This is a genomic window from Paenibacillus alba, from assembly GCF_013204855.1.
GTDB lineage: Bacteria > Bacillota > Bacilli > Paenibacillales > NBRC-103111 > Paenibacillus_E > Paenibacillus_E alba.
In genome coordinates, this window is the sequence record NZ_JABMKZ010000031.1 from 24,065 (window position 1) to 49,553 (window position 25,489).

At 46.9% G+C, this 25,489-nt stretch carries 20 protein-coding genes; 10 read left to right on the top strand and 10 right to left on the bottom strand.

Translation table 11 applies throughout. From position 1 onward, the window contains the following. The first annotated feature begins 3 nt into the window (after positions 1–3). Positions 4–1,158 (top strand): MBOAT family O-acyltransferase, encoded by a 1,155-nt coding sequence (locus tag HQN90_RS28140; protein WP_173225098.1) that lies wholly within the window; start codon positions 4–6, stop codon positions 1,156–1,158. Positions 1,159–1,205: 47 nt separating this feature from the next. Beyond that, positions 1,206–2,174, top strand: a complete 969-nt coding sequence (locus tag HQN90_RS28145; protein WP_173225101.1) for a sugar phosphate isomerase/epimerase family protein — start codon at positions 1,206–1,208, stop codon at positions 2,172–2,174. Positions 2,175–2,274: 100 nt separating this feature from the next. Here the strand turns inward: HQN90_RS28145 and HQN90_RS28150 are convergent, their stop codons facing one another. From HQN90_RS28150 to uvrB, 4 genes are all read right to left on the bottom strand, one after another. After that, entirely contained in the window at positions 2,275–2,484 is a 210-nt protein-coding gene (locus HQN90_RS28150; protein ID WP_173225104.1) for a DUF2759 family protein, read from the bottom strand. A 308-nt stretch (positions 2,485–2,792) separates the two neighbouring features. Beyond that, the gene (locus tag HQN90_RS28155; RefSeq protein ID WP_173225107.1) at positions 2,793–2,954 is read right to left on the bottom strand and encodes a hypothetical protein; all 162 of its coding nucleotides are present in this window, start codon (positions 2,952–2,954) and stop codon (positions 2,793–2,795) included. A gap of 359 nt (positions 2,955–3,313) precedes the next feature. Beyond that, complete coding sequence (uvrA, locus tag HQN90_RS28160) at positions 3,314–6,196, bottom strand: excinuclease ABC subunit UvrA (RefSeq protein ID WP_173225110.1); 2,883 nt, start codon at positions 6,194–6,196, stop codon at positions 3,314–3,316. Between the two features lie 36 nt (positions 6,197–6,232). Continuing rightward, the gene (gene uvrB, locus HQN90_RS28165; RefSeq protein WP_173225112.1) at positions 6,233–8,230 is read right to left on the bottom strand and encodes an excinuclease ABC subunit UvrB; all 1,998 of its coding nucleotides are present in this window, start codon (positions 8,228–8,230) and stop codon (positions 6,233–6,235) included. A 292-nt stretch (positions 8,231–8,522) separates the two neighbouring features. Between uvrB and HQN90_RS28170 the strand changes: the two genes are divergently transcribed. Both HQN90_RS28170 and HQN90_RS28175 read left to right on the top strand, forming a co-directional pair. Then, complete coding sequence (locus tag HQN90_RS28170) at positions 8,523–9,320, top strand: flagellar motor protein (protein ID WP_173225114.1); 798 nt, start codon at positions 8,523–8,525, stop codon at positions 9,318–9,320. Then, entirely contained in the window at positions 9,304–10,125 is an 822-nt protein-coding gene (locus HQN90_RS28175; protein WP_173225116.1) for an OmpA/MotB family protein, read from the top strand. Before HQN90_RS28170 ends, HQN90_RS28175 begins: the two co-directional genes overlap by 17 nt. A gap of 44 nt (positions 10,126–10,169) precedes the next feature. Here HQN90_RS28175 and HQN90_RS28180 read toward each other — a convergent pair whose 3' ends face one another. The 6 genes from HQN90_RS28180 to HQN90_RS28205 all read right to left on the bottom strand — a co-directional run bounded on the left by HQN90_RS28180 (position 10,170) and on the right by HQN90_RS28205 (position 17,415). Next, positions 10,170–11,453, bottom strand: a complete 1,284-nt coding sequence (locus HQN90_RS28180) for a PDZ domain-containing protein (RefSeq protein WP_173225119.1) — start codon at positions 11,451–11,453, stop codon at positions 10,170–10,172. Between the two features lie 121 nt (positions 11,454–11,574). Then, the gene (locus HQN90_RS28185; RefSeq protein ID WP_173225249.1) at positions 11,575–13,038 is read right to left on the bottom strand and encodes a S41 family peptidase; all 1,464 of its coding nucleotides are present in this window, start codon (positions 13,036–13,038) and stop codon (positions 11,575–11,577) included. Between the two features lie 91 nt (positions 13,039–13,129). Then, positions 13,130–14,323, bottom strand: a complete 1,194-nt coding sequence (locus tag HQN90_RS28190) for a murein hydrolase activator EnvC family protein (RefSeq protein ID WP_173225122.1) — start codon at positions 14,321–14,323, stop codon at positions 13,130–13,132. A gap of 270 nt (positions 14,324–14,593) precedes the next feature. Then, positions 14,594–15,511, bottom strand: a complete 918-nt coding sequence (gene ftsX / locus HQN90_RS28195; RefSeq protein ID WP_173225125.1) for a permease-like cell division protein FtsX — start codon at positions 15,509–15,511, stop codon at positions 14,594–14,596. Further along, positions 15,501–16,187 (bottom strand): cell division ATP-binding protein FtsE, encoded by a 687-nt coding sequence (ftsE, locus tag HQN90_RS28200; protein WP_173225128.1) that lies wholly within the window; start codon positions 16,185–16,187, stop codon positions 15,501–15,503. Before ftsE ends, ftsX begins: the two co-directional genes overlap by 11 nt. A 202-nt stretch (positions 16,188–16,389) precedes the next feature. After that, entirely contained in the window at positions 16,390–17,415 is a 1,026-nt protein-coding gene (locus HQN90_RS28205; RefSeq protein ID WP_173225131.1) for a LacI family DNA-binding transcriptional regulator, read from the bottom strand. 363 nt (positions 17,416–17,778) lie between these two features. Here HQN90_RS28205 and HQN90_RS28210 point away from each other — a divergent pair, with 363 nt between their 5' ends. The 6 genes from HQN90_RS28210 (at position 17,779) to HQN90_RS28235 (ending at position 25,489) form a co-directional block, all read left to right on the top strand. Then, positions 17,779–19,881 (top strand): amylo-alpha-1,6-glucosidase, encoded by a 2,103-nt coding sequence (locus HQN90_RS28210; protein ID WP_173225132.1) that lies wholly within the window; start codon positions 17,779–17,781, stop codon positions 19,879–19,881. Positions 19,882–19,913: 32 nt separating this feature from the next. Continuing rightward, complete coding sequence (locus HQN90_RS28215) at positions 19,914–21,206, top strand: ABC transporter substrate-binding protein (RefSeq protein WP_173225135.1); 1,293 nt, start codon at positions 19,914–19,916, stop codon at positions 21,204–21,206. A 77-nt stretch (positions 21,207–21,283) separates the two neighbouring features. Next, on the top strand, positions 21,284–22,183 hold the full coding sequence (locus tag HQN90_RS28220; protein WP_079415059.1) for a carbohydrate ABC transporter permease: 900 nt from the start codon (positions 21,284–21,286) through the stop codon (positions 22,181–22,183). Between the two features lie 17 nt (positions 22,184–22,200). Next, positions 22,201–23,034, top strand: coding sequence for a carbohydrate ABC transporter permease (locus HQN90_RS28225; protein WP_173225138.1), 834 nt, complete (start codon positions 22,201–22,203; stop codon positions 23,032–23,034). Positions 23,035–23,182: 148 nt separating this feature from the next. Further along, on the top strand, positions 23,183–24,625 hold the full coding sequence (locus tag HQN90_RS28230; RefSeq protein ID WP_173225140.1) for a VanW family protein: 1,443 nt from the start codon (positions 23,183–23,185) through the stop codon (positions 24,623–24,625). Between the two features lie 132 nt (positions 24,626–24,757). Next, positions 24,758–25,489 carry an HAAS signaling domain-containing protein gene (locus HQN90_RS28235; RefSeq protein WP_173225144.1) on the top strand — a complete coding sequence of 244 codons (732 nt, stop codon included), beginning with the start codon at positions 24,758–24,760 and terminating at the stop codon, positions 25,487–25,489.

Consider the following 25,489-nt stretch of genomic DNA (forward strand, 5'->3'; position numbering starts at 1 on the left):
GCTATGTTTTATATGCACATGAACGCCATGATCGCCATGATTGGCATGATCGCTGTTCTAATGCTCACGCGGAAGTGGGCTGACAACAAACGCATTCTAATGATTATTTTCAGCCTTTGCTTTTTGCTGCTTTTCAGTCAGAAGCTGCTCGTATTTTATGCGGCCTTCACTGTCATTAACTATATAGGTTTCGTCTATTTGTGCCGGACGACCATTTGGCGGAAAGCTACCTTTATATTAGCCATTGCCGCTAATGTCATTGGTGTATTTCTGGGTGTTCGCCTTTTCGTTATGGGCATCTTCCATAATCCTATTTTCGATACAGTTATTTATTTAGGCCTCATTTATAACGTGCTCAAAGTCATCGACGCCTATTATTTCGCCTATTTCTTTGGCAAAGAGGGTCAAGTTCCCGCCATTGATTACGCGAATTATCTGTTGTTTATTCCAACCTTCACCTCAGGCCCAATTTTGAAATTTCGCGACTTTATGGCAGACAGCAAAAAGCCTTACACCGTAGACGCTGCCCTCTTCGAAAATAGTATTAAACGCATCATTCTAGGCTTGTTCAAAAAAATCGTTGTCGTCACGTGGATGACCAGCATCTTCGATCAAGTGCTGAAGCAGGACTTGCATACGCATCAATCGTTATTTCTATTAATTTGGTTCTACATACTGATTTACATGGATTTCTCCGGCTATTCCGATATGGCCATCGGTTTCGGACGTCTAATGGGCTACACGATGCCTGAAAACTTCAAGCGTCCGCTCTTTTCGCCTTCCATGACGCAGTTTTGGCGCAATTGGCACGCAACACTGGGCGACTTTTTCCGTGACCATATCTTCATGTTCTTCTCCCGTACAGTGCCCTCGCGTTGGGTCGCCTCCAGTCTATCCATCCTTATCATGGTGCTGATGGGCTTATGGCATGGCTTCACCTGGTTATATTTCTTCTACGGGCTCTATCATGGCCTCATTCTAGCTATCGAAAACCTGCTTAAACTGACTACCGTGAATAAAAAGAAGGTGTCGAAAACTTACTTTTATTTCCGTTGTTTCGTGACACAAACACTGGTAACATTCTCTGTTATCATCTATAGCTCTAATTATGAGACCGTGCTTCGCATCTACAAAGGCTTGCTTCATTTTACTGGATGATAGTGGTATAATTTGTTTGGCTGTTTACCATTTATGGAGGTGTACCTATGAAGTTAGGCGTTTTTATGGTTCTGTTCGGTGGAAAACCTTTCGAGGAAGCTTTGGACTACATTGCATCGAAGGGCTTGGATGCCGTTGAAATTGGTACCGGGGGCTATCCTGGTACATCACATTGCAACCCAAGCGAATTGCTGGCTGATGCCGGCAAACTTAAAGCATTCAAACATGCGGTGGAATCCCGCGGTTTAACAATCAGCGCACTTAGTGCACACGGTAACCCGCTACACCCGCAAAAGCACATCGCCAAAGAATTTCACGACGCTATTATACAAACGATCGACCTCGCTGAGCGCTTAGAGGTTCCTGTTGTGAACACCTTCTCAGGCTGCCCTGGCGACCATGAGGATGCTAAATATCCGAACTGGCCGGTTGCTCCTTGGCCGAATGATTTCCAAGAGATTCTGGACTGGCAGTGGGGGAATAAAGTCATTCCTTACTGGACTGAGACAGGTAAATACGCTTCTGACCGCAATATCAAAATCGGGCTAGAGCTGCATGGCGGTTTCTCCGTACATACCCCAGCAACCCTTCTCCGCTTGCGTGAAGCAGCTGGCGATGTAATCGGGGCCAACCTCGATCCGAGCCACATGTGGTGGCAAGGAATCGATCCCGTACAAGCTGTGCAAATTCTTGGCCGCGCTGGAGCGATTCATCATTTCCACGCCAAAGATACATCTCTAGATGTGAACAACGTCAACCGTCATGGTGTAACGGACATGCAGTCCTACACGAACATGCTGGACCGTGCTTGGCAGTTCCGTTCTGTTGGTTATGGTCATGATATGAAAGTATGGGCTGATATCATTAGCGCTTTGCGTCTTGTTGGTTATGACTATGTCGTGAGCATCGAGCACGAAGACGGATTAATGTCCGTTGACGAAGGCTTCTCGAAAGCTGTGCAGAATCTTCAACAAGTTCTCATCAAGGAACCGCTTGGTGAAATGTGGTGGGTATAATTCCCACTCCTTGCAACCTTCCATAGGTTACAAAAAAGCCCACAGGCTTGAAGATCCTTCGATCTCAGTCCTGTGGGCTTTTATCTTGTTTAACTCCGATTTACCAGCCGCTGATCATGACGTAATCCATGATGCCGAATACGATCAAGGAAACTCCTGCGAATCCTAGAGCAAACAAATTTCTTCGTGGGTTGATCAACTGTCGAATAACCGCAATGGCAATGACCACCGTGAAGATCAAAACATAAATATCAAAGCTCGTATACGTGCTAGTCGTTGCTGCTGCTTCTGCTGCTTCTGCCAATAACATGGTGAAACCTCCTTATAGTAACTCGGTGCAAGGCACACGTCCTGCTATTTTAATTCTATGTTAGCTTGATTGGGCACTAGATGCAAGTGATTCCAACGATGTGTAACAAGTTTGTCACCTTTTGGGTGGAACGCCCCTTCTTCAACGTCTAAAATGATCTTTCCTTGTAAGGTTAAAATGTCCAACTCTTCGTTTATTTATAACTATAGCAGCACTTAAATGTCTGTCCGCCGAGCAACAAATAAGCCCAAATCTCCACAGGGGATATCCGGGCACTACTGACAGCCATAAACAATAGGTAGTCTCAACTAAATGACTAACTCATAGGAAGTGGTTGATTGTGTATGTTGTTCCAGCGCTGCCACGCTTTGTTGTTTAAGAGCCTGTTCTTTCTCTTGCCATGCCAAGAAACGAAACGGGTCAATTCCTAAAGCAGAAACAATCTGTTGTAACTCTAACGTAGGTTTCATAACGGCCTCCAAATATGCAGATAGATTAGATCTGTCTATATCTCTCGATTATCAGTAGTAGGGTCGGCGACAATAATGTTTAACTTATCTTGTACTTTCATTATAAGTCTACTCTCTTGTTCAGCGATAGAGGGTTAAATTGTCGAATTCAATTAAGTCTTGACAAACTCATTGCAATTTGCTCAAAAGTGTGAAAAATGACACACTTTTGAGCAGTCCAATAAGAAAAACCTCTATCGAGATCATTCACAATGATGAGCGACCACTTCAAGAAACGAAAACTTATCCTTTCAATTGTGGTCAAAAAAAGCATGGCCTCCGACTTAAAGCGTCGGATTGCCATGCTTAAATGCTGCTGCTTAGCCTACGGATTCTTCCAGAACAGCTAATCGCTTCGCGTAATTCTCAGAGCGCTCACGATCCCTCTCGAGGATCGGTTTCAAGTACTGGCCAGTGTAAGACCCGGCCACCTTCACGACATCCTCCGGCGTACCAGAAGCCACGATCAGCCCGCCTCGGTTGCCACCCTCGGGGCCTAGATCGATGACGTGGTCCGCCGTCTTAATGACATCGAGGTTATGCTCGATGACAAGCACCGTTTCACCGTTCTCGACGAGGCGGTGAAGCACCTTCAGCAGACGATCGATATCGTGGATGTGGAGCCCCGTCGTGGGCTCATCCAGGATGTAGATCGTCTTGCCTGTACTGCGGCGGTACAGCTCCGCCGCGAGCTTCACACGCTGGGCTTCGCCGCCGGACAGCGTCGTTGCAGGCTGGCCAAGTGTCATGTAGCCCAGCCCCACGTCAAGAAGCGTTGTCAGCTTGCGATGAATGCGCGGCAAGTTCTTGAAGAACTCGCAGCCGTCTTCAATCGTCATCTCCAGCACCTCTGAAATGCTCTTGCCTTTGTACTTCACTTCCATCGTTTCACGGTTATATCGTTTGCCTTTGCAAACTTCACAAGGTACGTAGACGTCTGGCAAGAAATGCATCTCGATCTTAATGATGCCATCTCCACGGCAAGCCTCACAACGGCCGCCCTTCACGTTAAAGCTGAAGCGTCCTTTCTTATATCCACGTACCTTGGCTTCATTCGTATTGGCATACACATCACGAATATCATCGAAAACCCCAGTATAGGTCGCAGGATTAGAGCGAGGCGTACGACCAATCGGAGATTGATCAATATCGATCACTTTATCAATGTGCTCCAATCCGACAATCTCCTTGTATTCACCTGGGCGCACTTTAGCCCCATTCAAATCACGTGCCAAGGTTTTGAATAAGATTTCATTAATTAATGTGCTTTTGCCTGAACCGGAAACCCCTGTTACACAAGTGAAGACCCCAAGAGGCACTTTCGCGGAGACATTGCGCAAGTTGTTCTCTTTGGCTCCTTTGACCTCAAGCCATTTCCCATTCGGCTTGCGTCTGACAGCGGGAATAGGAATGAACTTCTTGCCGCTCATGTATTGCCCTGTAAGCGAGTTATCGTCTTCCATCAGCTCAGCAGGCGTTCCCTGTGCAATAACTTGTCCGCCGTGGATACCAGCGCCTGGCCCGATATCGATAATATAATCGGCTGCCATCATCGTGTCTTCATCATGTTCAACGACAATCAACGTGTTCCCAAGGTTACGCATATGTTCGAGCGTCTGTATCAGACGCGCATTATCCCGTTGATGGAGCCCGATGCTAGGCTCATCCAAGATATAGAGAACCCCCATCAAGCTGGATCCAATCTGTGTAGCCAACCGAATTCGCTGCGCTTCCCCACCTGACAACGTGCCTGCTGCCCGATGCATCGTCAAATAATCAAGACCTACATTCACCAGAAAGCCTAGACGAGCCCTGATTTCTTTGAGAATCAGATTGGAGATCGTCATTTCTTTCTCATTCAAATCAAGACCTTTAAACCATTCCTCCGCTTCTCCGATAGAGAGTGAAGTTGCGTGCGCAATATTTTTGCCGTTGATTGTTACTGCCAATGTTTCTGGCTTCAAACGCTGTCCCTTGCACTTCGGACAAGGCTTAGTGCTCATATACGTCTGTATATGCTCACGTATGCCCTCAGAGAACGTATCCTTGAATCGGCGCTCTAAGTTGCGAATAATACCTTCGAATGGCACCAGCGCCTCCTTCGTAGCTCCCATATCATTCTCATAGCGGAAGCGAATCTTCTCGCCGCCCGTTCCATAGAGGATGACCTTCATCTGATCGCTGGTTAACTCAGAAACGGATACATTTCGGTCGATGTTGTAATGCTCACAAACCGCGGCAAGAAACTGAGGATAATAGTTGGATGTGCTGCCAGCCCAAGCTTCGAACGCACCTTCTTCGATCGTCAGCTTCATATCTGGTACGAGCAAATCCGGATCAACAATCATCTGGCTGCCCAATCCATCACAATCCGGACAAGCACCAAATGGGCTGTTGAACGAGAACATTCTCGGTGCCAGTTCTTCAACGCTAAAGCCACATTCCGGACAGGCCAAGTTCTGGCTAAACATCAGCTCTTCTTGATCGATGATGTCGACAATGACGCGTCCATTAGCAAGCTTAAGCGCTGTTTCCAAGGAATCAGCGAGACGTGTTGCGACGTCTTCTTTAATGACAATACGGTCAACAACAACGTCAATCGTATGCTTCTTATTCTTATCCAGCTCAATCTTCTCAGAGAGATCCAGCGTTTCGCCGTTAACACGCACACGGACGAAGCCTTGCTTCTGGACATCCGTAAACAGTTTCAGATGTTCACCTTTGCGTCCTGAAACAAGCGGAGCCAGAATTTGAAGCTTCGTGCGTTCTGGATATTCCATAATGCGGTCCACCATTTGTTCCACGGTTTGCGAAGTAATCTCGATGCCGTGGGTCGGACAGTGCGGCCGCCCGATACGAGCGTATAACAAACGCAAATAATCATAAATTTCCGTAACCGTTCCAACCGTTGAGCGGGGATTACGGCTCGTCGTCTTCTGATCGATGGAAATCGCCGGTGACAACCCTTCAATCGAATCCACATCCGGTTTATCCATTTGCCCTAGAAATTGCCGAGCATAAGCAGATAGAGATTCCACGTATCTGCGCTGCCCTTCCGCATAAATCGTATCAAAGGCAAGCGATGACTTCCCCGAACCACTTAAGCCGGTTAACACAACGAACTTATCACGCGGAATTGTGACGTCGATATTTTTGAGATTGTGAGCCCTAGCTCCTTTAATGACGATTTGGTCTCTAGACACGTTACCCTTCCTCTCCTATGTGGAGCTGACGCCCATCTAGGCGTCAGCTTTCATTTCCATAATAGCGTCACGAAGCTGCGCCGCTCGTTCAAATTGCAGATTCTTCGCGGCTTCTTTCATCTCGCCTTCCAGTCGCTCGATCAGCGATGCGCGGTCTTTCTTGGACATCTTCGCGCCCTTCACATCTGCCAGATAATCGGCTTTCTCTTCCGCTACCTTCGTAGCTTCGATAACATCGCGAATTTTCTTGGCAATCGTCTGTGGTGTAATACCAAGCTTCTCGTTATGCGCTTCTTGCAGGCTCCGACGGCGACTTGTTTCATAGATAGCCTTCTGCATGGAGTCCGTAATCTTATCCCCATACATAATCACGCGGCCATCCGAGTTCCGTGCGGCACGACCGATGGTTTGAATCAGAGAACGTTCCGAACGCAAGAATCCTTCTTTGTCCGCATCCAAGATCGCAACCAGCGATACCTCCGGCAAATCAAGTCCTTCTCTTAACAGGTTGATCCCTACAAGAACATGGAATGTTCCCAACCGCAGGTCCCGTAAAATCTGCATTCGTTCAAATGTTTTGATATCGGAGTGCAAATAACGAACTTTAATCCCGATTTCTTTGAAGTAATCCGTTAAGTCCTCCGACATCTTCTTCGTTAATGTCGTCACGAGCACACGCTCATCTTTGCGTATGCGATCATGAATCTCGGCGATCAGATCATCAATCTGACCTTTCGTTGGTCTCACCTCAATAATAGGATCCAACAAGCCTGTAGGACGAATAATTTGCTGCACCATCTCTGGGCAATGCTCCAACTCGTAAGGTCCCGGTGTTGCCGATATATATAAAATTTGATCCACTTTCTCCTCAAACTCTTCAAACCGCAGAGGGCGATTATCCAGTGCGGATGGCAGACGGAAACCATGGTCAACCAATACTTCTTTTCTCGCTCTATCGCCATTGTACATGGCACGAATCTGAGGCAATGTTACGTGCGACTCATCGACCATGAACAGCATGTCATCCGGGAAATAATCGATCAACGTGTAAGGAGTAGCCCCTCGCTCACGGAAAGTTAACGGTCCCGAGTAATTCTCGATACCGGAGCAGAAGCCCATCTCTTGCATCATTTCCATATCGTAACGTGTCCGTTGCTCCAGTCTTTGAGCTTCGAGCAGCTTTCCTTGCTCCTTCAGCTCAGCTAGACGTTCCTCAAGTTCCCGCTCGATATTCACAAGCGCACGTTTCATCGTATCTTCGTGCGTCACAAAGTGAGACGCTGGGAAGATCGCAATATGTTCGCGTTCGCCAATGATTTCACCAGTCAGCACGTTGATTTCCGTAATACGTTCAATCTCATCGCCGAACAACTCGACTCTTACCGCTTGTTCCCCATGCGATGCCGGGAAAATCTCAACGACATCTCCGCGCACGCGAAACGTCCCGCGGACAAAATTCAAATCGTTTCTCTGATATTGAATGTCTACGAGTTTATGAAGAATCTCATTTCGCGACTTCTCCATCCCTACACGCAAAGAAAGCAGCATATTGCCATATTCAATCGGCGAACCCAAACCATAAATACACGAGACGCTCGCAACGATAATAACGTCGCGTCGTTCGAACAAGGAACTGGTCGCGGAATGGCGAAGTTTATCGATCTCTTCATTAATGCTGGAATCTTTCTCGATGTAAGTATCAGAGGAGGCAATGTAGGCTTCTGGCTGGTAGTAATCATAGTAGCTAACGAAGTAGGAGACGGCGTTGTGAGGAAAAAATTCTTTGAATTCGCTGCACAATTGTGCGGCTAACGTTTTGTTATGGGCAATAATCAAGGTCGGTCTGTTCAGCTTGGCAATGACTTGCGCCGCTGTAAAAGTTTTCCCTGTTCCTGTCGCACCCAAAAGCGTCTGGTGCCTTTTGCCAGATTGAATGCTTTGGACGATTTCCTCAATCGCTTGAGGCTGGTCACCTTGTGGAGAAAAATCAGATACGAGCTCAAACTTCTTAGAACTAACAACAAGATCACTCATCACTTATCACCTACACTTATGAAATAAATCGAACTTTTATCCTATTCATTTTCCATTTGTAATATCCGATATAGAAGTTTATGGAACTCGAAAGTCCAATTATGAAGGGAATTCTGACAGCCCTCATAAGAATGTTTGTTCTGGTTTTTCCATTATACTCTTTTTAAATCATGGATGCAAACGGCAATATCTGTTACATCCCGTCCGCAGCATGATTAGACACCTTTGGAATGTCGCACAAAAGGCTTGTAAAATCTCAATTCTTTTTACGCTAATTAGGAGTGGTACAGTCATGGATTTGACAACAGTATTAGGATTAGTCTTAGGTCTTGTAGGTTTAATAGGCGGTTATGTTTGGGATGGGGGCCACATCAGTTCCCTAATTATCCCAAGCGCGATGTTAATTGTATTCGGCGGAACTTTTGGAGCAGTTGCTATTAGCTTTCCACTCTCCACGTTAGCCAAAATCCCCAAAGCATTGGGCATTGCCTTCAAAGAAGCAAAAAGAGATCCCAGCGCAACAATTGACGAGCTTGTCGATATGGCGTCTATCGCTCGCAGAGAAGGCGTTTTGGCGCTCGAACAGCGTGCGCAGGAACATACGAATCCCTTTTTGAAGGATGGTTTGCTGATGGTCGTGGATGGTACTGATCCTGAACTGACCAGGCAAATTCTCGAACTGGAAATGGATGCGATTGAGCATCAAGTTGACAATATGTCCAAAGTCTTCGAAGCTGGGGGCGGCTATGCGCCAACGATGGGAATCATCGGTACGGTTATGGGCCTTATCCACGTTCTGGGCAATCTCGATGACCCCACTAGTCTTGGACCGGCCATCGCAGTAGCCTTCACAGCTACCCTTTATGGCGTTATGAGCGCTAACTTGATCTATCTCCCGCTTGCCAACAAAATCAAAGTGCGCGGCAAAGAGATGGTCTCCGAAATGGAACTGATGCTCGAAGGCATTCTTGCCCTGCAAGCGGGTGAAAACCCTCAGTTAATTAAGAAAAAACTGAATTCCTTCCTCCACGATAAATCGTCCAGAAAAGCAGTCAAAGAGGAGGAAGCCGACAATGGCGCGGAGAGGTAAGAAGCACGAAGAGCATGTCAATCATGAGAGATGGCTCATTACCTATGCGGACTTAATCACTTTGCTGCTCGTATTCTTCATCATTATGTATGCCATGAGTAAAGTCGATGTTCAAAAGTATGCCGTTCTCGCCCAAGTCTTAAACCTGCAGTTCCAAAAGGCCGATTCGGTTTTGGATAAAGGACATGGCATCAGCGGTCAAATGACCCCAAAACAAGGAGACTCCGACAGCAAGGACAAGGACTTTACCAAGCAGAATCTGGATGATAAGAAAGAAGAGAAGAATCAAACGAAGCCGGAAGACAGTGAGAAAGAGAAGCGCGAGAAGGAGCTTCAAGATCTTTTGAAACAAGTGCAAGCTTATATTAAGGATCAAAATTTGGAAGCCCAAGTATCTGCCAGCGATACCGAACGTGGTGTTGCCATCACGCTGAATGACTTATTCCTATTTGATTTGGGCAAAGCCGATCTCAAGCCAGCCTCCTCACCGATTCTGCAAAAGCTTGCTTCCCTGTTCCCTACTTTGAACAGTAAAGTAAGCATTGAAGGGCATACCGATAATTTACCGCTCGCTACGGGATCGCCTTTTCAGGATAACTGGGGCTTGTCATTCGCCCGCTCCCTTTCGGTGCTTCGCTATTTCAGTGATACCGCTAAGCTTGATAACAACAAATTCATCGCAACAGCATACGCTGATACGATGCCCAAAGTTCCCAACACCAGCGATGAGAACCGCAGCAAAAACCGCCGCGTCGAAATCATTGTCCTGCGTGATGGACTAGCCCCTGTAGCTACCATTAAATAAAAATGACCCTACCTCTTCAAGCTTGGAGAGATAGGGTCTTTTATTTACATGGATTTCGTTGAATCGTTGGATAGCAAACCGGTCAATTTACTCCGCAAATAGGAAAACAGATGCATCGGACGATGTTCCGTGAAGTACAAAGCATCTTGATCCGGCGCCAAAATGATGCCTAACTGATGATGCTCTCCCGCATAAATCGCACGATGAAGGAACCGTACCTCGCCTTGGTCATTCAGTACTTCGAGCCTGCAAAATGCTGAGTTTAACCCCATTGCGACATGCAGATCTGTCTTCGTTTTGATTTTGTGGCCGTTTACCTTGTGCAACAGCTCACCCACTTGAATGCCTAAATCTTGCGCAGGGCTGTTCGGCACGACCGAAAGGACCATTAGCCCCCGTGGGGAGTGGACATAGAAAGGTACCTGCTTCTCTTCTTTCCATTGGCTGTAACGTACTAGGCCTTCATGAAGCGCAATGCTAAGTAATGCTCCCACGAGTATTAAAGGCGACCAGTAGTGCGCAGCAATCGCTGTTCCCAATAAAATAAGCCCATAGAGGTACAGCAGGCTTGCACTGAAACGAGCTTGCTTGCCCGGAAGCTTGGAGATCGTTAGCTCCGTGAAACCTATCATGGCGGGGAACGCAAGCAGCGTCCATCCAGATGCAAGGTTCGATCCAAACAGCGTTTCCCATGGCAGATTCAGTGTGCTCCCCCCAGCCAAAGGGACTAAGAGAAATAAGGGAACGGGCCAGAATCCCTGCAGCTGCTGTGCGCCAACAATCTGACCTCGTTTTCTTTCAAGGAAAAGCGGCGTTGCCATCCGCGCGCCCTGAAATCCGACAAGAAAGCCTTCAAGCAGATGCAGCACAGCGACAATTACCAGTAAGGACGCAATGTCCGCGCCCGCTACCACGCTCAGGATCGGAACATCCGCTTGAAGGCTAGCCGAATTAGGAAGCCAGGAAAGAATGACCTGCGCCAATCCCATAATGCCAACAGCGTACGCCAAGCAGAGGAATCGAATCCGAAACATAACGAGAACAACCGTTAGAACCCACAGAAGAATCACCACATCTGCTTCAACACTGACACCAATGAAGAGCATAAGGAGGGAAGCGATTAGTCCACCAATCCAGCCCCAAAGCACGGTGCGCCACGTTTCATTAAGCAGCGAATGCAGACGCGTATGAAATAACTTGCGTTCCATCTGAATTTGCTTTCGGTAGTGCAGGAGGATAAATAAAATGCCTATATAGTAGAAAGGATTCACAAGCAACTGCCCCAGAGCCTGCAGCAGCCTGTCCAAAAGTTGATTCAACACATCCATACAAGGGCTCCTTGATAAAAAAGAAGTAGGAAGGCTGCATACGCAACCTTCCTACCTAATTTCGACTACAGGGGCTTCATTTCCTGCCAACCGCAGCGAATTTCCATTAACACACCAACAATTATTTCCCAAGCTGCTTCTGAATCTGTCCAACCGCCGCTTTCAGCTGCAAGTCATTTTTGGATTCGCGAATTTGTAACATAATCGATTTCTCAATTTTATTCGCCGTTTCCACATCCACTTCGCCTGTCATCGGCAAATCGTTCGTCCGTTGGAACGCTTTAACCGCAGTAACGGTTTTGTCGTTGAAATAACCATCCGAACGCTCTGGATTAAAACCAAGACCCGCCAACATCAACTGCAGGTTTTTCACATCGTCACTCGTTGTATCCTGTTTAAGCACGCTTTTCTTGGAAAGCGGAGCGGCTTTGAAGTAACCAGGCTGCTCAACGGGAACGTCCGGTGTGATACCCGTTTTGTGAATCCAGTTGCCGTTAGGCGTCAACCATTTGTAGACCGTCATTTTAATATTGCTGCCGTCGCCCATTTCCTTTTCGAAAGTAACCTGAACGGTTCCTTTGCCGTAAGAAGTTTCACCCACGATTTTGCTTCCGACCGCTTCTTGGAAAGCTCCTGCCAGAATCTCCGAGGCACTCGCGCTTCCTTTATTGATGAGAACAGCAACCGGATAATTTTTACCTGTTCCTGTAGAAGGCGTCGGCTCTCTCTTGCCATCGCGATTCTCAACCTGAACGATCGGCTTGCCGCTCTTCACGAAGGGATTCACAATGTCTACAACGACGTTCAAGAGGCCGCCTGGGTCATTGCGCACATCGATGACAAGACCTTTCATCCCTTTGGCTTCAAGGCTCTTCAGCTCTTCAGCGAAGCGCACTGCCGTATTGGATGAGAACTGACGGATCTCAATCTTCCCGATTTGATCTTGCATCATTTCGCCGTACACCGTTTCAACATCAATGTTGTCTCTCACGACAATGACTTGAACGGGATCGCCGGCGCCTTGGCGCAATAAATCAAGTTTGGCTTGCGTCCCTTTGGGGCCTCGAATCTTCATGACGGCTTGGTTAAGCGTAAGTCCATCCAATTTATCACCGTTTACAGAAACGATGACGTCTTTGGCTTGGATACCAGCTTTCTCCGCAGGCGACCCTTTGATCGGGGACACGATCACGAATTTGCCTTCCTCAATGGAGACCTCTGCGCCTATTCCCTGAAAAGAAGATGTGATGCTTTCATCGAACTGCTTAGCTTCTTTCTGGTCCATATAAACAGTAAACGGATCTTCCAGAGATTCGAGCATCCCATTGATCGCACCGTTAACCAATTTATCATGATCCGGCTGCTTCAAGTACTTGCTTTCAATCAATTGAAAGGTTGTCGAGATTTTGTTCAAATCCTTGCTTGAAAGTCCGGAGGTGCTTGATGAAGCCGCAGCTTTACTGCCTGCCGGCTGCTCATTGCGCCCCCATGAGAAGGATGAATCCACAATAGTCAGTGTGACAATACTACTTGCAAACATAGCTAACAAAACAAATACAATGACCGTGCGACCTTTGAATTGCAAAGCGTGATACACCACCTTTTTTCCTAAACCCATTTGAGTTCGCCTGTTTGTAGTATATGACAAGCTATTCCCATTTTATAACCAAGTTGTCCTATCGCAGGAACGGTTTAGGATCGGTCGGAACTTCATTCAACCTAACTTCAAAATGGAGATGATTTCCTGTCGACTGTCCCGTGGAGCCCACTCCTGCAATCTTCTGTCCGCGCTTCACAACATCGCCGACTTTCACATAGATGCCATCGTTCATAATGTGCCCATAGACCGTCCATAAGCCGTTCCCATGATTCACGATGACACAATTGCCGTAACCGTTCATCCAAGAAGCATAAATGACGGAACCGTTCTCTGCAGCGAGAATTCCCGTTCCTTTGGCTGCTCCCAAATCAATCCCTTTATGATTCTCTGATTTACCTGTTACCGGATTGATGCGATTTACGAAATCAGATGTAATCTGTGCTTGCGCGGCAAGCGGGTACCCTAGCTTCCCGCCCGCATATGTAAAGGGAGACTTCGCTTTGCTGGCAGCGCGCTTCTTCTCTTGAAGTTCCGCTTCTTGCTTGGCAATCTGCGTAATCTGCTTATCGCTTTCCTCAGAAATATCCTCGAGCACCTTCTCTTGCTTAGAAAGCGAAGCAATCTTAACTTCCTTAGCCTTCTCCTTGGCTTGCAGATCATCACGAAGAGCATCCGCATCGGCATACAACACTTTTACCTGCTCCAACTGCTTCTCTGTTTCTTCTTTCTTCAAAGCTACTGTTTCTTTATCTTTCTTATTTGACTCTAGTATAGACTTATCCTGACTCACAATGGCTTTCAAAGCCTCAACGCGATTCAAGAAATCAGAGAAACTGGTCGCGCTCAACAGCACGTCCATATAGGAGACAAATCCGTTCATATACATCAAGCGAACACGGGATTTCAGCATGCTATCACGGCTTTGCACGCGTGCAACCGCTTCGTCCAGCTGTTTGGCATTGCTCTCCAACGTATCCGAAACTTGATCGATTTGCTCATTCAGCATCGTCAGTCTCTTGCTGGCTTCATTCACCTGATTCAAGAGAGTCGTCATATCCTTAGCCGTTTGATCTTTCTCGTTCTGTACCTTCGTTATCTGATTCTGCGCCTCATTCGCCTTCTGCTGTGCATCTGCTTTTTGCTTCTTAAGCTGAGTCAACTGCTGATCGATCTTATCCGTTGTGGAAGCGGCATAACCCGCATAGGGAACTGCAGCAACCGAAGCCGCAATCCCAAGTGTCAACACCAAGGGTAGAATCTTTTTCTTCAAGCACGTAGCCTCCCCATCATCAATAGCCTGATGTTACTTTGTGAATCTATTTTTCTTTGAATCTGTTAATCTATGTAAATGTTTGAATAGAGATAAAAGTTAAAAAAGCCCGCTTTCAGAACCGAGAAGGTTGGATGAAAATGAGGGCAGGAGGAACGGAGTGTAGCAAGCTACATGAGTACCGCAGTGCCCCATTTTCATTCAAGATTCGATGCCGAATAAGCTTCAAGTTCAACTTCGTTATCAAAGTGGGCTTTTTTAGCCACCTAGTTAAACGCGGAGGAATTTGCGGACGGAGATTAGGGAACCCCAGATGCCAATTACCATTCCAATACCTAATAACAAAACCACCATCGTAGGCGCAATTTTGCTAAAAGGCGTTAACTGAATCATAAGCAGATTCAAATTCAATGAGCTTGTGTTGAGCAGCTCCCAATACCCGCCTAAGATAAGCCCAGCAGGAATGACGGAACCGATAAATCCAAGTAATGCACCTTCTATAAAGAACGGCCAACGAATAAAGGAATTCGTTGCCCCCACCATTTTCATAATCGAAATTTCTTTGCGTCTAGCTAAAATAGTGATTTTAATCGTGTTGGCGATCAAGAAAACAGCCGTAAACGATAATAAAATAACGATTCCAAATCCTATCCAACGTACGATCTGTGTCACCTTAAATAAGGCTTCAACCGTTCCTTTGCCATAATTCACTTTGTAAATAGGCTTCGGGTCCTTGCCGATATTCAGCGCGCTGATCTGATCTGCTACCGCGGCTACATTCCTCGGGTCATCTACTTCTATCGTGAAAGCATCGTTCAGCGGATTGTTGTCCCCCTCGAATCCATCCAGCAGCGCCTTGCCGCTTTCCCCAAGCTTCTGGCGCAAATAGACTAACCCTTCTTCTTTGGAGACGAATTTTATGCTTTTGACCTCATGAATCCCTTGAATCTGCGATTTTAGCGTATCGATTTGCTCTTGCGAAGTGTTGACTTCGAGATAAACATTAATTTCTACTTGGTCTTCGATCTGAGCCGCAATATCATTCACATTCAGTGTGATGAGCACGAAAATACCCAGAATCAATAAGGAGATGGCAATAGAGCTGATCGAAGCGAAGGTCATCCAACCGTTCCGAACAACATTTTTGGTACCTTCCCTTAAGTGACGTGCGACTGTACTAATCTTCATAGCCGTATTCCCCCCGCAACTGGTCACGAGCAATAAGGCCACTCTCGATTGCAATCACTCGCTTGCGCATCGTGTTCACGATTTCTTTGTTATGCGTAGCCATGACAATGGTCGTGCCGCGGAAATTAATTTCTTCCATCAGCTTCATAATGCCCCATGAGGTTTCGGGGTCGAGATTGCCTGTCGGTTCATCGGCGATGATGACAGAAGGGTTGTTGATTATTGCCCGGGCAATGGCTACACGCTGCTGTTCGCCTCCAGAAAGCTGTGAGGGCAGCGAATTCGCCTTGTCCTTCAGCTTTACGAGCTCAAGCACTTCCATTGTGCGCTTCTTGATTTGTTTCTTCGGCGCTTCAATGACTTCCATTGCAAAAGCTACATTATCAAAAATAGTCAATTTCGGCAGCAAGCGGTAATCCTGAAAAATAACGCCGATATTGCGGCGCAGATAAGGAATCTTTCGCTGCTTCAGTTTTTCTAAGTTAAATCCATTCACAAAAATTTGGCCTTTGGTCGGCCGTTCTTCTCTATACATCAACTTCATAAATGTCGATTTACCTGCGCCGGAAGGTCCAACAACATAAACGAACTCGTTGCGGTCCACTTTTACACTAATCCCTCGCAATGCATGAGTGCCGTTGGAGTACGTTTTCCATACGTCCTGCATTTCGATCACAATATCACATCCTAATTAGTTAGATAGCCTTTATCCATTCGACACAAAAGCGGATAATCCTCCTAAAATCGTTTCGAATTTTATGGTGAATACCGTCATTATATCATTTTCTTGTAGATATAGAGAAATCCAGCGCCAGTCATTTCAAGCACTAAAACCATACTATACGCAAAAACCGCCCTGTATAGGACGGTCCTGTTCGTTATTTGGGTGCATTTTTGGGTGCTGCCACACTGGCACGGATAAGAAGTTCGGTAGGAAGTACCAATTGCTTGGTAACTTGGCGCCCTTCCAGCATATCAATGATCATCTGGGCAGATTGATAACCGATTTCGTAGGGGTTTTGGCTAACCGTCGTTAACGTAGGAGAACAAAACGCGGAAATGCTAATGTTGTCGAACCCGGCAACAGAGACGTCGCCAGGAATATCAAGCCCAAGCCCGCGGAGCGCTTGCATCGTCCCCAGAGCCATAATATCGCTGGCGCAAAAAATAGCGGTTACGTCCGGATGCTGGGACATCAGCCTATAGGTAGCATCACGTGCTCCCTCATCCGAGAACCCTCCATCGAGCACCAAATCCGGCTCAAAAGCGATACCTGCTTGCTTCAGTGCTTGCTTGTAGCCATCCAAACGCTTTATGCTGACATCCGCTTGCTCATGTCCATTCACGAGCGCCACCTTTGTATGCCCTTGTTCAATCAAGAACTGTGTCATGCGAGACGCGCCTTGAACATTATCCGAGGTCACATAGCCAACGTTGCTGTTCTTGAAAGGAATGTCGATCAGTACGCAGGGCAGGCTGGAAGTGACAATTTCTTTCAAATAAGGGTCATCCAGCCGAATGCCCATAATAATAACACCATCTACCCCGCGTTCCTGACAGAGCGCTTTGTAGGACTTTGCCGCTTGCTTCTGCGGAGTCGTACTGAATAAAATAAGATCGTAATTCAGCTCGCCAGCCCGATCATTCATGCCACAAAGAATTTCAAACGCTATGCTGTCCTTGGAGCTGCTGCGGGTAATGCCGGAAAGCAGAAGTCCGAGTGTCTGGGTTTTCTTCGAGATTAGGCTGCGCGCTGCCATATTAGGACTATAACCAAGCTCATTAGCAATAAGCTGAATCTTTTTCCGGGTATTATCATTCACATCATCGTATCCGTTAAGCGCTCGAGATACCGTCGTGACGGACACGCCTGCTTCTCTGGCAATATCTTTAATTGTAATCATTCGTAGCGTGCTCGCTCCTCATCCAAAACGTTTTGGAGTGTATTTTGCGGATTTTTATATAATTTCTATATTAATATATTCCCCCTTTAGTTTCAATCTTATTTATCTAAATATGAAAACGCTTAAAAAATGTATAAAAGGGATTGAAAATGGTTACAGCGTTATGTATAATCAAAAATGTAGTTTACCAAAACGTTTCGGAAAACATTCAACGGTTTATTTTTGAAAATTGGAAAAGAAAATTTATCAGGCTTATCCCCTGTTGATTTTAATTTCCATTTCTTTTTAATTGTACCCGAAACGTTTCGGAACGCATAAAACTTGCAAATTCATCAAGAATAACAGAGAAAAGGGGTGGCCCGAATGGATTACCGCGTCATCAAAGAGAATGATCTCTTCCTCATGACCGATAAAACCGGCGATATTCCAGCTGGGAATGCTGCAGGACACGGTTTATATACGAAGGATACCCGCTTTTTAAGTGGGATGGAGATTCGTATTAACGGCATGACGCCGATTCTGCTTAGTTCTTCCGCAGGAACGAACTATATCGCCACCATTCGTATGACTAATCCTCATATGGAATCGGATGGGCAGTTGATTCTTTGGAGAGAATCCATCGAACTGGAAAGGCAACGTTTTATTTATGAAGGCGCTTTATACGAAACGATTGCCTTCACGAATTTTTATCCTAAACCGGTCGCTTTCGACTTTACGGCTCGCTTCGAAAGCGACTTCGCTGACATGTTCGTCGTTCGCGGCTTCCAGAACGGAACATTCGGTGAACTGCTTCCGGACATTCAGGAACATCAGAAGCTGGTCAAGCGCTACAAAGGGACAGACGGTATCGAGCGTCAAACCCATATCGGCTGGGATCGCAAAGAAACAACGGTTCAGGAAGACAGCACAGTAGCGTTCACTTTTGAGCTGGCTCCCAAAGAGCGGCAGTCCGTGACCTTCTTCATCGCTCCTTATATCGATGGCCAAGGACCTGAACAAGTACCTGCCGAGCAGGCAATTAAACAGCTGAAAGCTTCTTACCAAGAATGGGATACGAATACCACTTCCGTAGAAAGCAATCTTCCGCTGTTCAATCATCTGTACGATCGCGGATTGCAGGATTTGCGCGTGCTCCTGACCGACCTCGGGCATGGACAATTCCCCGTTGCCGGACTGCCTTGGTATGCCGTTCCTTTTGGCCGGGACAGCTTAATCGCCGCGCTGCAGATGCTTTCTGCCGAGCCGAATGTGGCCAAAGGCACCTTGCTAACCCTTGCCTCTTATCAAGGCACCAAACATGATGTTTGGCGTGATGAAGAGCCTGGCAAAATCATGCACGAAATCCGCTATGGCGAGCTGGCGCTAACGAATCAGGTGCCGTTCACGCCTTACTACGGAACCATTGATGCGACGCCTTTGTTCCTGCTCCTTGCAGCAGAATATGTGCAATGGACTGGTGATACGGCACTGATCGAGCAGTTGATGCCGAACATCGAGCAAGCCCTGAACTGGATTGACGTGCATGGCGATGCAGATGGTGACCGTTTTGTGGAATACTACCAGAAATCATCCAAAGGGATCGCCAACCAAGGCTGGAAAGATTCCGGCGATTCCGTCGTACACAGCAATGGCGATTATGCCAAAGCGCCGATTGCGCTCGCTGAAGTGCAAGGATACGTTTATCACGCCAAAGTGAAACTGGCGCCGATCCTTCGCCAGCTTGGCAAAGAAGCGATGGCGCAGGAGCTGGAAAGCTCCGCAGAAGAGCTTCGCCAACGCTTTGAAGCGAGCTTCTGGATGGAAGAAGAAGGCTTCTACGCGATTGCGCTGGACGCTGACAAGAAGCAAGTTCAATCCGTGACGACTAACCCGGGTCATGTTCTTATGTCCGGCATGCTGCAGCCGGATCGCGCCGCAGCCGTGGTACGAAGACTGGTCGCTCCTGACATGTTCAGCGGCTATGGCATTCGCACGATGAGTACGGAATCAGCTGGCTACAATCCGATGAGCTATCATGACGGCAGCATTTGGCCGCACGACAATTCACTTGTACTTCTCGGCATGAGCCGCTGCGGCTACAAGGCAGAAACCATGCAAGTCATCGAAGGCTTGATGAAGGCTGCCGAAAGTTTCGAATACCATAGACTGCCTGAATTATATTGCGGATACGACGAATCTATCGGCGAGCCTGTGCCTTATCCAGTCGCTTGCTCTCCGCAAGCTTGGGCAGCCGGCACTCCGCTCGTATTTTTACAAACGATGCTCGGTATTGAGCCCGACACGCTGGGCGGTACCATCCGTTTGAATCCTGTACTTCCATCTGGCATGACGGACCTTACCGTCCGCAATATGACAGTGGCGCAAGGCAAATTGTGTCTGTCTGTTCAGCTCAACCCGCAGACGAAGACTCCGGTAGTCCATGTATTGAATAATACAACAGGGCTTCAAGTGATTCACCATTCATAAATAGCTGTTTATAAAAAGGGAGGCATTTACTCATGAAAAAATGGCTTACTGGCATTTCACTCGCTGCTGTATCATCCATGATCGTTATTTCCGGCTGCGGCAGCCAAACGAACAACGCATCTCCATCCCCTGCTGCGACTTCCGCTGGGACAGCAGAACCTGTCACCATCACTTTGAATGGTTGGGGCTCCAGCCCGGAAGAAACAGCCTTGTTTCAACAAGTTTTGAAAGATTTCCAAGCCAAACATCCGAACATTACCGTTAAATTTGACGTTATCGCGGATCAATACATGGACGTGATCAAAACACGTTTAGTCGGTGGCGAAGGCGCTGATGTCTTCTTCCTGGATGCTTTTGAAGCTCCTGGCCTCATTGCCAAAAACGTGCTTGAACCGCTTGATAGCTATGTCAAACCTGAATTTGACGTGGCTGATTTCGAAGAGCCGCTTGTGAATGCCTTCAAAGGGAAAGACAACAAAAGCTATGGCTTCCCGAAAGATACCTCTACACTAGCGCTTTTCTATAACAAAAAGGATTTTGCAGACGCAGGCATCACGAAGGTTCCTACCACTTGGGAAGAGCTTCAAGATGCAGCTAAAAAGCTTACAAAAGCAGACGGCGGCAAAGTATCCCGCTTCGGATTCGGCGCGGCGCCTGAGCTGGCTCGTCAAATGTTCATGATCCAGGCCGCTGGCGGTAAAATATCCGACGATAATGGCAATGCGGCTTACGCTTCTCCTGAAGCTCTAAAAGGGCTGCAGCCTGTTGTCGATATGCATTTGAAAGATAAATCCGCAGGCGAGCCCAAAGATTTGGGCGCTGGCTGGGGCGGCGAAATGTTCGGACAGCACAAAGCGTCCATGGTTATTGAAGGAAACTGGGCAATTCCATACCTGCAAACGACATTCAAAGATCTTGACTTCGGTACAGCTGAAGTCCCTACCATTTTCGGCAAAAAAGCGACAATGGCTTACACCGTTGCTTATGTCATGAACAAAAGCTCGAAACACAAACAAGAGGCTTGGGAACTTATTTCCTACCTCACTGGCAAAGAAGGCATGAAAACTTGGACTAGCAAAGGCTTAGCGCTGCCTGCACGTAAATCCGTATCGAAAGAACTCGGATTCGACAAAGACCCGCTTCGCGCTGCTTTAGTAGCCGGCAACTCCTACTCCATTCCTTGGCAAGCCAAAGAAACATTGCCAACTATCATGAACAACTTCAACAATCAGTTTATTTCCGCTTATCAAGGTAAAGTAACCTTGGAAGAAGCACTCAAGAAAGCGCAAGATACTGCCAATAAGGAAATTGCTGCTGCGAAATAATTAAATAAAGCATAGTAACCGTAAAAGAGGAGAGCCTTCCTCTTTTACGTATTTTACAGGAAAGGGGGAGCTTTATAATGAAACGACGCTGGAACCGCCGCAAATGGCGGGATGTGATTTCGGGATATTTGTTCGTTTCTCCGTCTCTGCTTATACTTGGCGCCTTCTTCTTGCTGCCTATTCTGTATGCCGTGTTCCTCTCTCTACATAAGGTGGAACTGCTAGGCGGCGTCAGTTACAAATTCATCGGACTTCGCAACTTTGCTCGTATCGCAGATGATGACCGTGCCTGGATAGGACTCCGCAATACCGTTGAATATGCCATTTATGTCGTTCCGATACAAACCATTGTCGCCATGCTGATGGCTTCGGTACTGAATTCAAAAATTAAGTTCCGCAATTTCTTCCGAGTAGTTTACTTTATGCCGACAATCACTTCATCTGCGGTATTAACACTCATTTTCATGTGGCTATATAAATCCGATGGTTTATTAAACGATTTGCTCAACCTCGTAGGTTTGGACAGCTACAACTGGCTGGGAGACCCAAGCGTCGCCCTCAAAGGCATTATGATCATGAATATATTTTCCACAGCGCCTCAATTTATGGTTATTTATTTGGCTGCGCTGCAGGATATTCCCGATACGCTCTATGAAGCAGCTGAACTAGATGGTGCAGGCACCTGGCGCCGATTCATCTCGATTACAGTGCCCATGCTCAAACCTGTGACATTCTTCGTCGTGACGATGGGGTTGATTGGAACCTTCCAGCTTTTCGATCAGGCCTATATCATATCTAACGGCTCAGGCGGCCCTGATAATTCTACGCTGACCCTTGTCTTGCTGATTTATCAATATGCCTTCAAGAACTTAGACATGGGCTACGCTTCCGCTTTGGCCTTCATGTTAACCTGTGCCATCATGGTTGTGACATTGATTCAGCGCAAGCTGTTCGGTGGCGAAGAGAAATTGAACTAAGAGAGGAGAGACCCAATATGGAAGCAACCAAATCCCGCGCCTTCGCGCGTGTGTTAACCTATCTCATGCTGGCTTTGTATGCTGTAATCACCATCATTCCGTTCTTGTGGGCGCTCTCCGCTTCGTTCAAGACGCTAGCGGAAATCTCTACAACCGGATTATCGTTTATTCCCAAGCATTTCACACTCGATAATTACAAATATATCTTCACAAGCGAGCAAATGTTCCCGCGCTGGTTTCTAAACAGTGTCATGGTCGGCATCTCCGTTACCCTGCTCAATTTGCTGCTTAATTCTCTGGCCGGGTATTCCTTAGCCCGCTTCGACTTTCCTGGCAACAAACTTATTTTCTTCTTTATTTTAACGATTCTGATGGTGCCGGATAAAGTTACGCTCATTCCGCAATATTTGATCATCAAAGACTTAGGATGGCTGAACAGCTACCGCTCTTTGATCATTCCAGCCGCGGTGCAAGCGACTTATATTTTCATGATGCGCCAGTTTTTCATCAGCTTCCCTAAAGAATTGGAAGAAGCAGCAGAGATGGATGGCATGAGCCGTATCGGCATGTTCTTCCGAGTAGCGCTTCCGCTGGCCGGACCACCGCTCGCTGCTATGGCGATCTTCACCTTCATGGGCTCATGGAATGAATTCCTGAAACCATTGCTCTTCATGTCAGAGCGCGCTATGTTCACCCTCCCGCTAGGGTTGAATACCTTCAAGGGCCAATACATTTCTTATTGGAACTATATCATGGCGGCATCCATGGTCTTCACGCTGCCAGCCTTGCTTGTGTATGTGTTCGGCAACAAGTTCTTCATCAAGGGCATTACCTTTACTGGAACCAAATAATGCGAAACACGAAACCGTCGAAGCTTCTTTTCGGCGGTTATTTTTTATAGAGCTTGAGCAGAAGCAGCAAGTACTAAAATCTCTTGATGAACGATACATATGGTAGTACAGGCCCGCGATTAATTCACAAGTAAAGGAGCCGCTGTACATGCCATTTCAAATCAGAACAATTATCTTCTATCTGTCAATCATCCTTGGTGCGTTTAGCGCCATTAGCATCGCTTTATATATGTATGGCTCTCAAGCTACCCTCCCGCCGAACTTCTCTGTCGCAGGCTGGCGTGTTGGAGATATGCGTTATGAGACCTTTCAACAGCAATACAACAAGCGGCTTGAGCAGCTCTTAGCCTTTCCTATTCAAATAGACACCTCCTATCCCGATATTCCCAATCGACAATTAACGCTAGGCCAACTAGGCATTCATTATCAAAATGAGGCGCTTGAGCAGTCGCTGAAACAGCTTTTCGACAGCTCGCCATTTGAGCGAATAAAGGCGCGTTGGTCGCTTCGTCACACGAATGTTCCTCTCGAGGTTACGGTCGATGAAGAGCAGCTCGTCAAAGCTGTCAAAGAAGCCTGGAGCGCGCTTTATGCCCAGCAGCCCGCTCCCGCCAAGAGAATCGTGACCGAACAAGACTCGCTAACCTATGAAAAAGAACAAAAAGTGCTGCGCGTCGATATCGCTCACCTGCTCGAGCATTTGCAAGAAATCGCTCCTTCTATTTCGTATATCAACAATACAGCACCCGTGCGCCTAACACTCCCTTTGTATGAGCAAGGTCCAACGATAACGGTTGAAAGCTTGACACAGCAAGGCATTGATGGCAAAATATCGGAATTCACAACCTCGTTCCCTTTATCCGGGGAAGGCCGCATTCATAACATCCGTTCAACTGCCGAATCTATTCAGGATTTGCTTATGGCGCCGGGAGAAACGTTCGATTACAGCAAAATCATTGCACAAACGGAGGCGAAATTTGGATATAAAGAGGCGCCTGTTATTCTGAACGGCAAATTGGTGCCTGGCATTGGGGGCGGCATTTGCCAAGTGTCATCCACCCTTTACAACGCTGTTCTGCGAAGCGGTCTGGAAATCGTCGAGAGGCGCAATCATTCGCTGCCTGTCAGTTATGTGCCATTAGGCCAGGATGCGACTTTTGCCAATGGCTATATTAATTTCAAATTCCGCAACAATACGGACGCTTACGTATTAATACGCACGATCACAACGGAACAAGCGGTTACCGTGAAGCTTTTTGGACATATGAACCCTTCCATTTCCTATGATATTGAATCTACGATTATTGAAACTATTCAGCCTCCAATCAAATACTTGCACAACCCTAGCCTTCGTGCGGGAGCGACCCAAACGATCAGTAAGGGTAAAGTTGGTTATAAAGTTGAAACGTATCGCATCAAAAGAGAGAACGGCATAACGGTGGAGAAAAAGTTGATATCCAAAGATCAATACTCGCCTGTACCCACTTTGATCGCTGCAAACCAAGGAAATATCAAACCCGAGGATGGCAACCAAAGTGAGTCAAAGCAACCTCTCCTCGAAGATGGCGTGAAGGGGCCAGCATTTCGCTAATTACAGAGGTCATAGTCCCCATGAACAAATATGTATAAAAAAAGAAAAGGTCATGTGACTGTAGTTACTAGGTCATTATGACTTTTTTCTATTATGATTAAAATACGAAATAGCAAACAAGGAGGTTTGACGATGAGTAAAATCGATTACTTTAGAGAACTCCACTATCGACTGCGCGGACTTCCCGAGAAGGAGCGCCAAAATATATTGTCTGTCTATGAAGAATTGTTTCAAAAAGCACTTGAAAACGGAAAACATGAGGATGACGTGGCCCAGTCGCTAGGCTACCCGCGCGTACCTCAGTGGGATGGTCAGAAGGAGGCGCCAAGCAAGCAACAGGAGCCAGCAGGCAGCACATTTACTGAACCCGTAGAGAAGAAGGCATATACCAAGCAGGAGCCAATACCGACGCCCACACCTATTCCAACACCAGCACCTACAAAAGCCCCTGAAGCGAACGGGTTTCCGCCGTATACACCGCCTTATCAAACGAACCCGTATGCAAATAATGCTCCCTACCCTTATCCGGTGAAGCCAGAGACAGGAATTAAGGCGATTATCGTCAGCATTGGGCTTGGTTTCTTCAACCTTATCTTCATCGTTGGACCATGGTTCGCTGTGCTCTCAACCCTGATCGCATTGTTTATTTCAGGGTTTGCACTAATTATCGCACCCATCATCGAAGTTCTCACTACCTTTACGGGTGCCTTCGACAACGATATGCGCTTTATCGGATTCGCCATGCTTGCTTTATTTGGCTTGGGAATTATTCTAACAACGTTCAGCTCCTGGCTGTTCAAAGTATTCTTCAAACTCACTTGGACATATATCCAATTCAATGCCAAATTGATAAAGGGGGCGTAA

Bases quoted from the DNA above. Each gene is read 5' to 3' on its own strand.
- HQN90_RS28180 (WP_173225119.1), bottom strand. From the start codon at position 11,453: ATGGATGTGTTGAATCAACTTTTGGACAGGCTGCTGCAGGCTCTGGGG.
- HQN90_RS28230 (WP_173225140.1), top strand. From the start codon at position 23,183: ATGCCATTTCAAATCAGAACAATTATCTTCTATCTGTCAATCATCCTT.
- HQN90_RS28145 (WP_173225101.1), top strand. From the start codon at position 1,206: ATGAAGTTAGGCGTTTTTATGGTTCTGTTCGGTGGAAAACCTTTCGAG.
- HQN90_RS28155 (WP_173225107.1), bottom strand. From the start codon at position 2,954: ATGAAACCTACGTTAGAGTTACAACAGATTGTTTCTGCTTTAGGAATT.
- uvrB (WP_173225112.1), bottom strand. From the start codon at position 8,230: ATGAGTGATCTTGTTGTTAGTTCTAAGAAGTTTGAGCTCGTATCTGAT.
- HQN90_RS28205 (WP_173225131.1), bottom strand. From the start codon at position 17,415: ATGATTACAATTAAAGATATTGCCAGAGAAGCAGGCGTGTCCGTCACG.
- HQN90_RS28225 (WP_173225138.1), top strand. From the start codon at position 22,201: ATGGAAGCAACCAAATCCCGCGCCTTCGCGCGTGTGTTAACCTATCTC.
- HQN90_RS28220 (WP_079415059.1), top strand. From the start codon at position 21,284: ATGAAACGACGCTGGAACCGCCGCAAATGGCGGGATGTGATTTCGGGA.
- HQN90_RS28215 (WP_173225135.1), top strand. From the start codon at position 19,914: ATGAAAAAATGGCTTACTGGCATTTCACTCGCTGCTGTATCATCCATG.
- HQN90_RS28235 (WP_173225144.1), top strand. From the start codon at position 24,758: ATGAGTAAAATCGATTACTTTAGAGAACTCCACTATCGACTGCGCGGA.
- HQN90_RS28140 (WP_173225098.1), top strand. From the start codon at position 4: ATGTTTTATATGCACATGAACGCCATGATCGCCATGATTGGCATGATC.
- ftsX (WP_173225125.1), bottom strand. From the start codon at position 15,511: ATGAAGATTAGTACAGTCGCACGTCACTTAAGGGAAGGTACCAAAAAT.
- HQN90_RS28175 (WP_173225116.1), top strand. From the start codon at position 9,304: ATGGCGCGGAGAGGTAAGAAGCACGAAGAGCATGTCAATCATGAGAGA.
- HQN90_RS28170 (WP_173225114.1), top strand. From the start codon at position 8,523: ATGGATTTGACAACAGTATTAGGATTAGTCTTAGGTCTTGTAGGTTTA.
- HQN90_RS28210 (WP_173225132.1), top strand. From the start codon at position 17,779: ATGGATTACCGCGTCATCAAAGAGAATGATCTCTTCCTCATGACCGAT.
- HQN90_RS28150 (WP_173225104.1), bottom strand. From the start codon at position 2,484: ATGTTATTGGCAGAAGCAGCAGAAGCAGCAGCAACGACTAGCACGTAT.